Here is a 14,609-nt window from a genome sequence, read left to right as displayed (position 1 = left end):
TTCCATGACTGAGCTCCAGCAAGATCAGCATGAAGACGGCACCCTGCGTTTTCTGCCAAGTCGCTTAAACAATCAGCCTGTGGTTATTGGCGGCCTTACGGCGGACGAGATGTGGGTGACCGTATTTGGCTGTAGTGGGTTTGGCTTTGTGATTGGTCTGCCGCTGGCCTTCATGATCACTCCATCCATGCCGGTGGTGTGCGCCCTCGTAGGAGGAGTATTGGGAATGCTCATCGCATCTCGGGTCTTACGACGTCTTAAACGCAGTAGACCGGAGACATGGGTCTACCGCAGGTTGCAGCTACAGACTGCAATGCTCGGTCCGACCTCATTCAACAATGCCAACCTGATCCTTCGATCAGGCAACTGGACTTGCCGTCGGAGCGAGCAACGATGAGCCGTTTTTTGAAGTTGGCGGACTCCCAACGTGCGCACATCAATAGCTTGAGGATAGCGATTGTATTGCTCGCGCTGGTGGCAGCAGGTCTTGGCGTCGGCTGGTGGAGTGCGCCGAAGCAATTGACCGTTCATGTCCCGCCAGATCTGCGTTCTGGAAGCACACGAATGTGGTGGGATGTCCCTCCCCAGTCGGTATACACATTCGGCCTGTACATCTTTCAGCAGATGAACCGGTGGCCGGTCGACGGCGAGCAGGATTACCAGGCAAACATCACCCGTCTGGATGCTTACATCACCCCGTCTTGCAAGCATTACCTGCAGAGTGATTTTGAACTGCGCAGGTCTAGCGGTGAGCTACGCAAGCGAGTCCGGGGCGTGTACGAAATTCCAGGTCGGGGCTATGGAGATTCGCCAGAGATCCGGACGGTGACCCACTCTATCGACGATTGGACTGTCACGCTCGATATCACAGCAGACGAGTATTACGGCGGGCAATTGGTCAAGCGTGCCCTCGCGAGATATCCGCTCCACGTTGTACGTATGGACGTCGACCCTGAAACCAACCCCTTCGGTTTGGCCTGGGACTGCTACAACGGCGCACCACAACGCATCGAGGGCAATGTTGAAGCTCCCGCAACTCCGTCGAAAGGAGTCTTCAAATGAGTGTTCTGCGAGTAATCACATGCTCGACATTACTGGCGGTGTTGGCTGGCAACGCCCAGGTCGCCTCGGCGGTCGAGATTCTCCGCTGGGAGCGATTGCCGCTGGCCATCCCTCTGCGCATCAATCAGGAACGCATCGTCTTCGTTGATCAGAATGTTCGTGTTGGACTCCCGCGCTCGCTGACTGAAAAACTGCGGGTGCAGAGTACGGGCGGCGCGATCTACCTGTTTGCGAAGGAAGCGATTGAGCCCACACGGCTCCAGCTGCAGAACGCCAAGACCGGCGAGATCATTCTGGTCGACATCGCTGCTACAGAGGCTCCTACGGGCCAACCAGCGTTGGAGCCGGTGAAGATTGTGGAAGGTGAAACATCATCCGCACGCTATGGAGGGGCTGCTACAGCACGCTCAGCCAAGGCCACCACGAAGAGCACGGACTCAACCAGCCGCTCAAGCGATGAAGACGATGAACCACAGGAAGTGGTCAAGCGAGAAACGCCCGTACCAGTCGTCCTCACCCGCTATGCGGCCCAGATGCTCTATGCGCCGTTGCGCACCGTCGAGCCTGTAGACGGCATCGCCCAGGTGAAGGTTGAGCGCAACCTTGATCTGGCCACCCTGCTTCCCACTCTACCTGTGAAGTCCACACCCTTAGGTGCATGGCGTCTGGATGATTATTGGGTGACTGCTGTGAAGCTGCAGAATCAGACGACGCAGCGCATCACGCTTGACCCTCGCGAGCTCATGGGTGAATTCGTCACTGCAGCGTTTCAACATCCTTACCTTGGATCACGCGGCGATGCCAGTGACACCACGACCTTGTACTTGGTCACGCGAGGGCACGGGCTGACACAGGCGGCCGTATTCTCGGCGACCCAAGCAGATCCGCGTGCAGCGCAAGGAGCGAAGCATGAAAGGTAATCCGCTGCTCAAATACCTGGTGATCCCATTCCTCCTGTTCGTGATTTTCGTCGGCATCAAGTCACTGGGAAGTGCCCCCGCACCTAATACTGAAACCCCTGCTCCAAAACTGACGGCTGAGCAAGCCAAAGCCCTTGGTGTGGAAGGCGACACGCCGAGCGACACGCTACGCACGGTCGTCGCTGAAGGACGTGAGCTCAAGCAACAAATCACCGACGTCATTGCACAGAACACTGCCTACAAACAGGACAACGAGACGCTCAAACAGCGGCTGGCAAACATTGACCAGACCGTCGACCAGCGCCTTAAAAACGCCCAGGAGCAGTTCAAGCTGGATAGTCAGCAGCAACAGCAGAGCGTGCTGGAGGGCTTGCGCAAACAGATGGATGAACTGACCCGAATGGGACAAAACAGTAATCCCAGTTCGGACCTACCGATTGGTTTGGGTGTTCAGCCTGGTGATGGCCAACAGTTCAAATCGGAAACAGGCGGTTCAGACATCGTGTGGATTGATCCACAGGACGCGACGGCCCTGGACAGTAACGGTAAACCGATCACTGCCGGCAATAGCGTCCCAGCCAGCGCCTACAGCTTTCCTACAGCCTTCGGCGAGTCCGTAGACCGAGGCCAGAAAGCGCTGACAACAGGCGCTCAGTCTGTCCGCGATGACATGGGTGGCCAGCAACAGGAACGTAAGAAGGTACGTCGTGCCTACACCCTGCCTCAGAACTCGACGTTGATGGGGTCGGTGGCCATGTCCGCGTTGATCGGCCGGGTTCCTGTTGATGGGACGGTTAATGACCCCTACCCGTTCAAGGTGCTGATCGGTCCCGACAACCTGACCGCCAATGGCATCGACCTTCCTGACGTAGCCGGTGCGGTGGCCAGCGGTACAGCATCCGGCGACTGGACCCTCTCATGCGTGCGGGGGCAGATCAAAAGTCTGACCTTCGTGTTTACCGACGGCACTGTCCGCACGCTGCCAGCACCGGTTCAGGGTGGGAGTCAACAGAACAACAACCAGAACAACTCTGGAGACCAACAACCCATCCAGGGTGGTCTGGGCTGGATCAGTGATCCATACGGCATTCCCTGTATTGCGGGCGAGCGACGCAGTAATGCTCAGCAGTACATCGGCTCACAAGCCCTCATTACCGCAGCCGGTGCTGGAGCAGCGTCGTTGATCAAGACCGAGGGAAGCACCTCCTCTTACGTCTCGAACGCTTCTGGGACGCTGGGTAGCACCGGTTTGTCTGGTAACGAGGCGATGGGAAAGATCCTGACCCAAGGAGTCACGGACGTTTCGAGCTGGGTTAACAAACTCTATGGACAAGCGTTCGCGGCCATTTATGTACTGCCTGGTGCGCAAGTCTCGCTGCACATCGATCAAGAGCTGGAAATTGACTACGAACTCAAAGGCCGCAAGGTCAAATACGCCTCAGGAGCGAACCATGCCAATGCCAACCTGGATTGATCACTTGGGGTCAGCGCGCAGCGCGCTGTTGTATTGCGTTCTCAGCGCGGGCTTGCTGACTGGATGCTCGACAAACAAAGAGCAAATGCTGCCGCATGGTCAAAACACCATGATGGATGTCTGGAACCAAGGCACGACCGGTTCGGCCGGGAGCGCTAGTGGCCGGCAGTTGCTCGATGCGCGTTCGGAGTTGCGCCGTCCAATCGATGTACGCGCTACCCAGGCCTTTCAGGACAGCGCGGCCTACACCCAGCCAGTTCAAACGACTGCCCAATCCGGATCTTGTCATGTATGTGTTTCCGCACCTTGCGGGCTCCGATCCAGCACCAGTCCCTGGCTACACCACTGTGTTCCCTCTCTATCAGCGTGTGCAATACGCCATGCCTGGCGAGCGGGTCGAGGACTACTGATGACTCTTTTTCAACGGTTCAAAAGCCGCGCGCCCCTCAATTCAGCTACGCAGACGGATATAGCGGGCGACCCTCTGCTGAGCGAGCCTTCAGCGGTCGAACTTGAACAGCCTGAGGATGATCTGGTAGAGGACTTGAAAGCTTCAGATCAAAACGATGTGGATGCTGCCCTTGAACGTTACCTGAAGCGACTGGAGGATCAGGGCATACCCGCGCCAGGCGATTGGAGAAACCCGAAGCAGAAGCCTGCCACAGTTGGCGACGTCGCCGCGCTGTACGACGTCAAGCCGAGCTTTGTCGACCTCCTTCCATGGATTGAGTATCTGCCAGTTGAGCAAGCGATGCTGCTTGAGGATGGCAAATCCTTGGCAGCATTCTTCGAACTGACTCCTATCGGCACTGAAGGCCGTGATCCCGAATGGCTTCGCAAGGTGCGCGATGCCCTGGAGAACGCGCTGCAAAACAGTTTTGACGAGCTCGATACCTCCCCTTGGGTTGTGCAGTTCTACGCCAAGGACGAAACCAGCTGGGATGACTACCTTCGGAACCTGCGTGAATACATCCGACCACAGGCTAAAGGCAGCCCTTTCTCGGAGCTGTACCTGGATCTTTTCAAACATCACCTCGATGCAATCGCCAAACCTGGTGGTCTTTTTGAAGACACCACAGTTTCAAAATTGCCTTGGCGTGGCCAGCAGCGCCGCGTGCGGGTGGTCGTGTATCGCCGGGTAGTCGGTGATGCAGCGTTCCGTGGCCAAACCCCTGCCATGCACCTGGACAACATTTGTCAGCGTTTCACAGGAGGTCTGGCCAACGCTGGCATCAACAGCAAACGGATGGACGGTTACGACATCCGACACTGGCTACTGCAGTGGTTCAACCCTCACCCTGATCACTTGGGAACGACGCTCAAAGACTTTGATCGCTTCTTTCAACTGGTGAACAAACGCACAGAGGATGCCGGCGAGGATCTCCCACTGGTCACTGGCGACGACTTCGCCCAGGGACTCTTTTATCGAGAGCCAAAATCTGACAGTCAAAAAGGCTTGTGGTACTTCGATGGCCAGCCTCACAGGGTCATCATGCTGGATCGGCTGCGCGAAGCCCCGAAGACCGGCCACCTGACTGGCGAAACACGTAAAGGCGGTGATGCCTTGCATGCCCTGTTCGACAAGTTGCCTGAGGACACTGTGTTGGCCATCACCCTGGTCATCACCCCTCAAGACGTGCTGGAGGCTCATCTTGAAAAGCTGGCACGCAAGTCGGTGGGTGACAACCAAGCTTCACTACTGACCCGCGAAGCGGTAAACGATGCCAGAAAACTGATCGGTCGTGAGCACAAGCTGTACCGAGGCAGCATCGCCTTTTACCTCAAGGGAAATGACGAAGCACAGCTCACCGCACGCAGCATGCAGTTGACCAACGCATTGCTGGGTGCCGGTATGGAACCCGTAGCCTCTGACGACGAGGTGGCCCCGCTCAACAGCTACCTGCGTTGGCTTCCTGGGAACTTCGACGTCAATCAAAAGCGAGCCATGGACTGGTACGTGCAGATGATGCTCGCCCAGCATGTTGCAAACCTGTGCCCGGTGTGGGGTCGTTCCAGTGGTACTGGGCATCCTGGCATCACACTATTCAACCGTGGTGGGGCTCCACTGACATTTGATCCATTCAACAAGCTGGACCGTCAGATGAATGCCCACATGTTTCTGTTCGGCCCCACAGGTGCCGGTAAGTCCGCCACGTTGAATAACCTGCTCAACCAGCTCATTGCGGTTTACGCACCGCGCCTGTTCATCGTCGAGGCGGGTAACAGTTTCGGCCTCTTAGGGGACTTCGCGAAAAAACTTGGCTTGACAGTCAACCGGATCAAGCTGGCCCCAAACTCGGGTGTAAGCCTGGCTCCGTTCGCCGACGCTATTCGATTGGTAAACACCCCGAGCCAGGTCAAGACCTTGGACGCTGATGACCTAGAAAGCTCTGACGAGGACATGAATGCCAAGCCCGATGAGGACGATGATGAACGGGATGTCCTTGGCGAGATGGAAATCGTAGCTCGCTTGATGATCACCGGCGGTGAGGAGAAAGAGGAAGCTCGGCTGACCCGGGCTGACCGCAGCGTAATCCGACAGTGCATCCTTGCAGCGGCCAGAATTTGTTCCGACGCCGATCGCACCGTCCTGACGGAAGATGTCCGCAATGCGTTGCGCACGGCCGGTGAAGACACCTCCATTCCGGAGGGGAGACGCAATCGGATGCTTGAAATGGCCGAAGCCATGGACATGTTTTGCATGGGCGCCGACGGGGAGATGTTCAACCGTACTGGTACCCGCGCCGACTTTTCGTACGAAACCTAGCACGGCATGTTCAGTGATGTCGCTGACGTGGCGTCCGAACTCAGCGAGAGCAATTGGGCCCGACGTACCCCTCACCACGACCGATAGGTACCGTGAACGAGAGCCTATATGTCAACGCCAACCCGAAACTGACACTTTACTCGTCGCTCCCCAGGTCAGCCCCCCCTTTGACTAATTTCGAACTTTATTTGCTGCCCGAATAGGGCAATATTTATATTGCATTCATACTTATTAAGACGCAGGAGCTGCACTCGTGCTTTGATTTAAGTGGTTTTCTGATAGGGTACTATTTCGAAAAACTCATTTTTTACCTGAATGGAGAAAAATCATTTGTTGCCGATAATCGTCAGTCAGCTGACGCGCCTGATTACTGCCATTGACAATACGCGGAGTAATTAAAACCAATAACTCTGTGCGATTTTTAGTCTTATTATTCAATCCAAACAACCATCTAACGCCCGGCAAACGACTTAAAAAAGGAACATCACTTGTGTTTAAGCTGTTACCCTGCTTAATTAGACCACCGAGCAATATAGTTTGACCACTTTGCGCGATTACTTGCGTAGCCACGGAGCGTGTCGAAATTCTTGGATTTCCATTTACAAGTCCTGTAAAATCAGCCTCGCTAACCTGCTGTTGTATATCCATATAAACTAATCCTTCCGAATTAATCCGAGGAACCACTTTCAGAATGATACCCGTCTGCAAGTACTCCACACTGCTTAGCGATGTGTCAGAGGTACCGGCATTAACTGTCGTCTGGCTGACCGGAATGTTCTCTCCCACTTGTATCTGAGCTTTCTGATTATTCATCACCACCAGTGAAGGTGCCGAAAGAACCTGCGTCAGGCCGCTGGTCTCAAGCGCGTGAATTGCGATCTGTAATTTATTGCTGACGAAAGAATAAAAGAGCGAATCGGTACTAGCTAAGCCAGCGCCGCCTGCGCCCAATGCCCCTTGTATACCTGGAGTGTTGGCTACGGTGGTACTTTTCGCGTTTCCAGCCAAACGTCCTAGATACCACTGAACACCTTGATGTAGCTCGCCAGTTAGTTTCACTTCCAGTATTCGCGTTTCAATTTGAACTTGCAGAGGCGTGGTATCTAAACGCTGGATCGCTGTTTCTATTTCTTTCCACTGAGCGGGACGAGTTCTAACTAATAATTGATTACTATTTTTCTGTGCAGAAATACGTGCGCTAGCCATAAGACTCTTTACACTCTTGCCAGAGTCTTGAGAGACAAAGTAGTCATTGCTGCTCTCTTGATCTTCGACCATGGTGGCTTCGGTGTCACTGGCTAACGCTTGTTGATCTGCCATGTCGCCGGGTATTCTGCTATCTCTAATCCCGCCGTCCATGATGCTGGTAGATTCGCCTGTAGAGCTGTCTCCATTCACCTGCGATGATAAAGAGTTTGCGCGCAACCCTGGCGCCACTTTCGCAGCAGCATCATCGTTTATTGCATCCCCCCCGTACATCTGACGCAGGTACCGGGCTAGATCTGTGGCTTTCATGTTGCGTACGTCATATACGTACATCTGTAGTTCATTACCGTCGCCTTCGTCAATGGTACGAATCCAGTTACCGACTTCGTCAAGGTAACGAGGTTGCGAAGAAAATGCCACAATTGTATTAGTTCGCTCCACGGGTAGAAACCGCACCATTCCAGCAAGAGGTAAACCGCTGACAGGACCGAAAATTTTTTGCAACTCAGGCATCAATTCACCAACAGATGCATGCTGCAAACCGAATATGCCTACTGACATTCCCTTGAGCCAGTCCACATCGAAGGTGTCGATGGTTGACTGATAGTTCGCGAGCTCGTCCGGCGTTCCTGCCAAGCTCAGCAAATTTCGCGCTGGATCCACCAGTAGTAGAGCGTTTTCTCGGGTAAACGGCTTGAGTAACTTCTGCATTTCAATAGCTGAAATGTAACGCAGTGGAAAAAGGCGCGCGGAAAGTCCAGCCATTGGCTGGGGCATTGATATCTGGGGGAATATGTTACCGCGGATCGCCTGACTGGCTGGCATAATCACGTAGCTACTGCCCTGACGGATCATTGCATTGTTTGTCCAAGACAACAGAGTCTCAAGAATTGATAGCGCTTGCAGCCTGTCAACAGGCTTGGATGTCGAGAAACTGACATCGCCCTCAACTCCATCAGCGATGCTGTAGTTTTCGTGCAGTAGGTCGCCCATAACGCTATTGACCACTGCCTGAATGGGTTGATTGGCAAAGTTAAATACAATACCGCCGTTTAGGTCATCCGAATTATTTGTATGGGGGGCCTGCTGGGCTATAAGCTCAACTGGCGTTGAACGCACGAACCTCTGCGTCCCTTTAATTACCTGCTGAGCCATAGCGTTACGATTATCAGCGGTTTTCGACATGATCGGTGGTTGTTCGCTGCTCAGGTACGCCGGCGGGCGCTGCACTCCTGTTCCTTTCAGTGCTTCAAGCAGCATCTCGCTGTCCGGACCAGAGGTAAAGGGAGTAGACACACAGCCGCTGAGGCCTGCGGCAATGGCGAGGCAGAGCACGGCTGGGCGTAACGCAGCGATATCTGAAGGAACCTTCATGGTGCGGACTCATAGGGTAGAGAGATCGGTGGTTCAGAAGAAGGCGATGGCAGTTTGAGCGCCGGAAGGCTAAGGGTTTCGGTACGACCATCTGAGGTAAAAACGGCTTGCAGCGGGGTCAGGGTTTGTAGGGTCCAGCCGTTGGGCAGGCTTTCACCCTGGCGGATTTTCAGCGCCGGGCCGTTGGTCTGCCGAATGAAGGCGACTTGCACATCACGGGTGAGGATCACACCGCTAAGGCCCAAGCCATTTAGGCTCGATGTCAGTTCTAGCTGGTATGGCGAAACATCGGGACTGCGGTCGGTACTGAACAGCGGCGTTTGCCATGTGTTTGCCAGGCTGGATAATTGCGCAACGGGTAAGCCCGGCACCTGCCGGCTGGCTTCTCTCTGACGCGGTATCACAGCGGGCAGCCAATTAGGCGAGCGAGCAACGCCGTCCAGCAAGCAGGCAATCAACAAGAGCAAAAGCATTGCAACGGCGATCAAGCCCAATTCAGGTGCTTTCAAAGAGGCGATCATGGTGCGACCAGGACAATAGTGGCCGGTTGCATGTAACCACTCACTAGCAATTGGGCAGCCAGCTTGCCTGCGCCGCCCTTGAGGGGCGCACTGGGGTTGCGGTGCAGGCTCATTTCCTCAACGAACAGATACGGCCGCTGGTACTCCAGCTCATGCAAAATCGCCATCAGCGGCTCAATGCCACACTCAAGGGTAAGGCGGACCTTGATCTGCAGATACGGCTCGCTGCCTTGCTGCTCGGGAGTGATTGGCATGAGCTGTTTCAGAGCGCAACCTGCACCGGTGTCGGCGTGGCTAGCGATTAGATCGGCGACTCGCTGCATCAAGTCAGCCGCTACAGCATTCGGATCTTGCCCTGGCAACAGGCTAGTACTTTTGTTCGAATCCTGCTGCGCCTGCGCGAGCTCTTTGCGCAGGGTATCGCCCTGCCGCAGCAGCCGTGCATAGTGCTCATGCTGAACACGCAATTGTTCGGCTTGCTCGTTGATGTCACGCAGCCGGCTAGCGAACCAGCTATCGATCAACAACCAGTAGGAAACGCAAAGCACCAGCGCCAGACCAATCAAGGCGGCGCCGCGACGCTCACAGGATGTCAGTGATCGGCGCATTAGCGGCCTCCTGATGCAAATGGGCGTACAAGGAAAAGTGTTCCGTTCCAATGTCGGCGTATGGCTGAATGACACCTTGGAGCGGCGGGTTTTCCAGCCAGTGGCATTCCGCACTGCGGACAATCAAGGCACCCGCCATAGCGCCTTGCCCACATATAGCAACTTCTGCGCTGCCATTAATTTCCATCTGGTCGACCCGAGTATCTTGGGACCGGCGAGTTTAAGCCCCGCATATTCCTTAAGCCTTGCGCAGAATTTTCGGAGTGAGCGATTTGGAACAAAATATCATCGACAAGTATCAGAAACATAAAACCAAAAACAAAACAAACATTGAGAAAACGGCCCTTAAATAATTAAAGAGCCGTTTGAAATATCAAAAATCAAAAGCAAGCTATCAATCTCAACCTTTACAACTAACATATACGGGCTTTATAACACCCAAGGCTGTTCCAGTGCCAACCTGATACAGCGGAGTTAAGGCAACAACATCCGAACTGCCTTTGCCGCTATAATACCAATAGTAATGACCATAAATTTTATGACCGTAATTCACTTCTAGCCAGCCAAATGAGCGTCGATATTTCGGAATAAAAGTTAGGAATGCCTTTTGATGTGCAGGGACATTTACAGTATACATCTGGGAAACCGTAGAGGTTTTCCCTGTTGTATATCCCTTGCTGCTACTGGTTGTGTTGCTGATGCCCAGCGTTGCACTGACAGCATCACTAAACTCCCCCTTAAGGTCAAAGCTTGCAGTCGATGACTGTGAGTGCTCAACAGTGACGGAAGAAGAGCTCTGGTACATATAGGTTATATTGAAAGAGTTTGCGACCTTAGAGTTGCAATTGTAATAAGTATCACCCACTACAACAGCTGGTCCTTCGGAATAATCATGACGCACCTCATGCCATATGCAGGAGCTCGGTTTGGTTCCGCCATTCCCCCCCAGACAGTCTCCTTGCGCATCCGGGCGCGTCCCGTCAGGTGCCCACAACGGTGAACGCCAGACGCCATCATAACCAGCAAGTGCAGACCCACTGCATAGAAGCGTCAATAAAGCTAATTTAGCCGCTACACCCTTAGTTTTCATTTTCATTTACCTGCCTCCGGGCATTAGTTACACCAACATTGTCGAAACGACGAATAAGCTTGAGTCACTATTAAGCTTTGATAGCGCTCTAGCGCGTAGGAAGAATAATTAACTTGAAAAAACGGTTGTATTTTTGCCCAACACCGTTTACGCACATCGCGCAGTTGGTGCGTGGCTGCTGGCTGGCCTCATTCTGCTAACCCGCAGGCTAGGCAAATTTGACCTCGGCTGCGTTCTGACCGGCGCGGTGCCGTGACTGCTCTCGGTGTTTGGGCGCAGCGGCAGAGTTCCAGAACGTGCTTACAACTACTTTTTGGTCATCGCTAGCACGGTGGAAAAACGAGCTGTGCTTGCTGAGCCTCAGAGTGCGCTTGTCCGGCATCAACAACATGACGCCGCTGAAGATTTTCTGACCGCCGTACTGATCGACCAGGCCTGGTAGCACTTTGTCAATGCCGTCGGTGTCAAGCAGCGGCACAGCCTGAGTGATTGCCCGAATCTGGGCCTCTAAACGGCTCAGGTCCGACAGAATACTCGTACCAATCCGAGTTACTCGACCCAGCAATACCTGCTTCTGTGCCGCACGGGCCTTTGGCGCGACCAACTGAACGATGCCGGAATGGGTGATAACTGCAATCACTAAAGCCAACACCGCAAATATTGCGGTGTAAATTGCCCCCACCATTTTAAAAAGCATCAATATATACTCCAGAGCTATCACCCTCCCGCATTTCGGCATACTGTCAGAAAACTACAGAAGATTTTAAAAAAAACCGCAGTTATAAAAAAATGCGCAGATCAATTTTAGACTTTAGGAATCTGGATAGGAAAATTGGGAGTATTCCAAAGTAAATTCAAGGCGGATTAATATCGTAAAAATAAAATTTGAGCAAAGCTATTCAATGTGACCGATGGAAAAGCAGCCCATTGATGCCATTTTGAAATGCGAATTACCCACCAAGGAGACTTTTTCCAAAGACTACAATGTAATTATTTTTATAAAATCTTGAACAAGACAATTCGCAAATTAAGAAATGTCGTATTGGACAAGTTTGAATCTATGCCTACCTATGGCACAACTTTTCATCAGCTACATATTTACCGGCGATTATTTAGGGAAGCTGGAAAACACGAACACACCAAAGCAACTAGAAAAGCCGTTAAAACACAACAACTTTCTACGATTGAACAATTCAGAGCCACCTTGACTAACTAGATAAAATTGAAAGCATCTTTCAGACAGCCTTTTGTTTGATTTTTGTTAAGCGCTAAAAAATTATACTGAGCGACTCCATCGTAGAACTGAAAAAAGCCACGATTAACGACCTATGAATCAATCGTAGTAACCGAAAACCAGTGATCAGCATGGATCCAACGCTGAGAGTCCGAGACTACATTTTTCACAATCATTGTGATATCGTTATGCCAGCACTAATAGACAAGGCCGCATTATGAGCGTGTACGAGTATGCTGATTATTCTTTTACAGAAGTTGAAGCTGTCGCAATTTTTCACAAAATGACTGGTGTCGACCTGGATATCATGAACTATCCACGCGGGAAATTTCTATACCGGCAAGAAATTTGTTCTTTTGATAACTCGTTCGTGTGCTCGTCGTCTAGCCTCACTGAGCGAAACTATGGGCTGAAAAATGAGCTCGATGGATTTTTGGTAACTTGTCCCCAAACCGGCAGCCTGACTTGGAAAACTATTTCAAGTACGTATAAAGCAAATCCCGGTACACTTGCGATCTACGACCAACGCGAGGTTCTAACTACAACATTTTCAGAGGGCATTAGGTCAAAGACCTTGCTCATTGACAACTCAGAAATCTTAAAATACTTGACACTTATTCTAGGACACGAACCTAAGGCAAGAATTCGCTTCCACAACTCCAAAGTCGAAACCTGGGAAATTCAGCACTTTATAAATCTTATTTCAATGTTTTTGACATACGTAAGAAACTCAAAAATCTCGCCGAAAAGCGTAGCCGACAGCCTGATGGAGAGCCTAGTAGGGTTTCTGTTACACAACGTTAGCAATAGTTACACGAGCATTATAACCGAGACAGAAAAATATCAGAAAACTACACCTTACGACATAAAGCATGCTGCAGAATTCATGGAATCTAATACGAATCCCGATTTAACAATCGGAGATGTTGCGACTTTCGCTGGTATCAGCGTACGTTCGCTTCAGGTGGGATTCAAGCGGTATAAAAACATGACTCCCATTCAATTCTTAAGACAACAAAGATTAGCGAAGGCAAGAGATATTTTATTGCAGACTGGCTTAGTGCAAACACCACAACATGCTGCTTTTCAAGTAGGCTTCTTGAACTACCAGCTATTCTGTAAATACTATCTTAAAAGTTTTGGAGAGCACCCTAAAACAACCTATCAGAGGGCAAATAGATGACTACCACTTATTCGCATGAACAATATTATTGAGGCTCAAAGTAATGTACCCAAAACTTTGGATCCTTTCTTGAAGTATAAATACATGTCTAACGGTTGCTACTGCGGTCACAGAGATGAGCCAGGCGGTCGACGATGCGGCTATTAACGGCACGTCTACCGCTACCGAATCGCGTTATGCGGTTGAAAAGCCTGGTCATGGGCAAGGGTTACGCTAGGCCTTCATGGAAAGAAGAGCTTTTCGCAAACACGTCCGCCATGAAGTCCATGAAAACGACAGCTCGCTTGGGCAGCAGCCTATTCGCTAGGTAAACGACTTGGATCGGCACCTGTGGCGCTACATAGTCACCAAGCAGCAACTGAAGATTGCCACTTCTTAGCCCTTCCTCGTAAAGCCATTGAGGGCCTTGCGCGATTCCTAATCCCGCATTGACGTACTCACGTATCGCCTCGGGTGAATTGATCCGCAGGCGACCGGAGACCGGGACGTCAATGTCTTTAAACCTCCAGTTCGCACCGGTAGATAGCAGAGTGTAAATAAGGCAGTCGTGTTCCTTCAGGTCATAAGGCGTAGAAGGAGAGCCACGTTTCTTCACGTACTCGCGGCTGGCTACACATACACGCTCGAACCACCCTAGTGGCCGAGCACGCATTGCGCTGTCCTCCAGGTGGCCAATGCGAATCGCGAGCTCGGCGCCCTCGTCGACCAGATTGACGTAGCGATCATTGATCTGAAGGTCTAGCGATACTTCTGGATAGATCTCCAGAAAGGTAGCCATATGGGGCACGATAAAGGTGTGCGCCAATGCAGTCGGACATGCAACGCGCAATAATCCAGACGGTGCCACATTTCCCCTCAGTGAGGACTCCGACTGCTCGACTGATTCCAGAATACGCCGCGCATCTGCGTAGTACTGCTCACCTTCCGGCGTGAGCGTCAGCTTTCTTGTTGAGCGGTGAAGGAGCCTGGTTTGTAGATGATCTTCGAGTGCCGCAACGTAACGGCTGACGTTTGGTTGTCCGAGTCCAAGATGACGTCCCGCAGCTGAAAAACTACCGGTCTCAACCGCGCGTACGAAACAGCTCATCAGTAACAACCGATCCATAATTTCTCCTCATTCATGCGGATTTAGCATGATATTTATTCTATATAGCCATCTTATCAGCGTCC

At 52.1% G+C, this 14,609-nt stretch carries 12 protein-coding genes and 2 pseudogenes; 7 read left to right on the top strand and 7 right to left on the bottom strand.

What is annotated here, in order from left to right:
• Positions 1 to 4 precede the first annotated feature (4 nt).
• From MME58_RS07265 to MME58_RS07240, 6 genes and pseudogenes are all read left to right on the top strand, one after another.
• The gene (locus tag MME58_RS07265; RefSeq protein WP_054988086.1) at positions 5 to 397 is read left to right on the top strand and encodes a TIGR03750 family conjugal transfer protein; all 393 of its coding nucleotides are present in this window, start codon (positions 5 to 7) and stop codon (positions 395 to 397) included.
• Positions 394 to 1,062 (top strand): PFL_4703 family integrating conjugative element protein, encoded by a 669-nt coding sequence (locus tag MME58_RS07260; protein ID WP_054988085.1) that lies wholly within the window; start codon positions 394 to 396, stop codon positions 1,060 to 1,062. The genes MME58_RS07265 and MME58_RS07260 overlap by 4 nt, the downstream gene beginning before the upstream one ends.
• The gene (locus MME58_RS07255) at positions 1,059 to 1,982 is read left to right on the top strand and encodes a TIGR03749 family integrating conjugative element protein (protein ID WP_054988084.1); all 924 of its coding nucleotides are present in this window, start codon (positions 1,059 to 1,061) and stop codon (positions 1,980 to 1,982) included. The genes MME58_RS07260 and MME58_RS07255 overlap by 4 nt, the downstream gene beginning before the upstream one ends.
• Positions 1,972 to 3,456 (top strand): TIGR03752 family integrating conjugative element protein, encoded by a 1,485-nt coding sequence (locus tag MME58_RS07250; RefSeq protein ID WP_054988083.1) that lies wholly within the window; start codon positions 1,972 to 1,974, stop codon positions 3,454 to 3,456. Before MME58_RS07255 ends, MME58_RS07250 begins: the two co-directional genes overlap by 11 nt.
• Positions 3,434 to 3,866, top strand: a pseudogene (locus MME58_RS07245) (TIGR03751 family conjugal transfer lipoprotein). The gene MME58_RS07250 and the pseudogene MME58_RS07245 overlap by 23 nt, the downstream one beginning before the upstream one ends.
• A pseudogene (locus MME58_RS07240) lies at positions 3,866 to 6,196 on the top strand (conjugative transfer ATPase); the annotation flags it as partial. The pseudogenes MME58_RS07245 and MME58_RS07240, both read left to right, overlap by 1 nt.
• 327 nt (positions 6,197 to 6,523) lie before the next feature.
• Here MME58_RS07240 and gspD read toward each other — a convergent pair.
• The 6 genes from gspD to MME58_RS07210 form a co-directional block, all read right to left on the bottom strand.
• On the bottom strand, positions 6,524 to 8,803 hold the full coding sequence (gene gspD, locus MME58_RS07235; protein WP_055006881.1) for a type II secretion system secretin GspD: 2,280 nt from the start codon (positions 8,801 to 8,803) through the stop codon (positions 6,524 to 6,526).
• Positions 8,800 to 9,324 (bottom strand): hypothetical protein, encoded by a 525-nt coding sequence (locus MME58_RS07230; protein ID WP_054988080.1) that lies wholly within the window; start codon positions 9,322 to 9,324, stop codon positions 8,800 to 8,802. The genes gspD and MME58_RS07230 overlap by 4 nt, the downstream gene beginning before the upstream one ends.
• A complete protein-coding gene (gene gspM, locus MME58_RS07225; RefSeq protein WP_054988079.1) occupies positions 9,321 to 9,932 on the bottom strand; it encodes a type II secretion system protein GspM in 612 nt (203 codons plus the stop codon). The genes MME58_RS07230 and gspM overlap by 4 nt, the downstream gene beginning before the upstream one ends.
• On the bottom strand, positions 9,907 to 10,119 hold the full coding sequence (locus tag MME58_RS07220; protein WP_122239087.1) for a hypothetical protein: 213 nt from the start codon (positions 10,117 to 10,119) through the stop codon (positions 9,907 to 9,909). The genes gspM and MME58_RS07220 overlap by 26 nt, the downstream gene beginning before the upstream one ends.
• Before the next feature lie 213 nt (positions 10,120 to 10,332).
• Entirely contained in the window at positions 10,333 to 11,028 is a 696-nt protein-coding gene (locus tag MME58_RS07215) for a hypothetical protein (protein ID WP_199727363.1), read from the bottom strand.
• A gap of 202 nt (positions 11,029 to 11,230) precedes the next feature.
• A complete protein-coding gene (locus MME58_RS07210) occupies positions 11,231 to 11,719 on the bottom strand; it encodes a hypothetical protein (RefSeq protein WP_054988078.1) in 489 nt (162 codons plus the stop codon).
• Between the two features lie 754 nt (positions 11,720 to 12,473).
• On the opposite strand from MME58_RS07210, the gene MME58_RS07205 reads away from it, so the two are divergent.
• Positions 12,474 to 13,439 carry a helix-turn-helix transcriptional regulator gene (locus MME58_RS07205; protein ID WP_055006880.1) on the top strand — a complete coding sequence of 322 codons (966 nt, stop codon included), beginning with the start codon at positions 12,474 to 12,476 and terminating at the stop codon, positions 13,437 to 13,439.
• Positions 13,440 to 13,647: 208 nt separating this feature from the next.
• Here MME58_RS07205 and MME58_RS07200 read toward each other — a convergent pair whose 3' ends face one another.
• Positions 13,648 to 14,544, bottom strand: a complete 897-nt coding sequence (locus tag MME58_RS07200) for a LysR family transcriptional regulator (protein WP_055006879.1) — start codon at positions 14,542 to 14,544, stop codon at positions 13,648 to 13,650.
• Between the last annotated feature and the right edge of the window lie 65 nt (positions 14,545 to 14,609).

The organism is Pseudomonas syringae pv. tagetis (assembly GCF_022557255.1).
GTDB classification, from domain to species: Bacteria; Pseudomonadota; Gammaproteobacteria; order Pseudomonadales; family Pseudomonadaceae; genus Aquipseudomonas; species Aquipseudomonas caricapapayae.
Note: the sequence above shows the minus strand (reverse complement) of the source record. Positions and strands in the feature narration are given on the sequence as shown.

What these genes read in the sequence shown, in the direction of transcription:
- MME58_RS07260 (WP_054988085.1), top strand. Translation starts at nt 394, where the DNA reads ATGAGCCGTTTTTTGAAGTTGGCGGACTCCCAACGTGCGCACATCAAT.
- MME58_RS07250 (WP_054988083.1), top strand. Translation starts at nt 1,972, where the DNA reads ATGAAAGGTAATCCGCTGCTCAAATACCTGGTGATCCCATTCCTCCTG.
- MME58_RS07220 (WP_122239087.1), bottom strand. Translation starts at nt 10,119, where the DNA reads ATGGAAATTAATGGCAGCGCAGAAGTTGCTATATGTGGGCAAGGCGCT.
- MME58_RS07210 (WP_054988078.1), bottom strand. Translation starts at nt 11,719, where the DNA reads ATGCTTTTTAAAATGGTGGGGGCAATTTACACCGCAATATTTGCGGTG.
- MME58_RS07205 (WP_055006880.1), top strand. Translation starts at nt 12,474, where the DNA reads ATGAGCGTGTACGAGTATGCTGATTATTCTTTTACAGAAGTTGAAGCT.
- MME58_RS07215 (WP_199727363.1), bottom strand. Translation starts at nt 11,028, where the DNA reads ATGAAAATGAAAACTAAGGGTGTAGCGGCTAAATTAGCTTTATTGACG.
- MME58_RS07265 (WP_054988086.1), top strand. Translation starts at nt 5, where the DNA reads ATGACTGAGCTCCAGCAAGATCAGCATGAAGACGGCACCCTGCGTTTT.
- gspD (WP_055006881.1), bottom strand. Translation starts at nt 8,803, where the DNA reads ATGAAGGTTCCTTCAGATATCGCTGCGTTACGCCCAGCCGTGCTCTGC.
- MME58_RS07200 (WP_055006879.1), bottom strand. Translation starts at nt 14,544, where the DNA reads ATGGATCGGTTGTTACTGATGAGCTGTTTCGTACGCGCGGTTGAGACC.
- MME58_RS07255 (WP_054988084.1), top strand. Translation starts at nt 1,059, where the DNA reads ATGAGTGTTCTGCGAGTAATCACATGCTCGACATTACTGGCGGTGTTG.
- gspM (WP_054988079.1), bottom strand. Translation starts at nt 9,932, where the DNA reads ATGCGCCGATCACTGACATCCTGTGAGCGTCGCGGCGCCGCCTTGATT.
- MME58_RS07230 (WP_054988080.1), bottom strand. Translation starts at nt 9,324, where the DNA reads ATGATCGCCTCTTTGAAAGCACCTGAATTGGGCTTGATCGCCGTTGCA.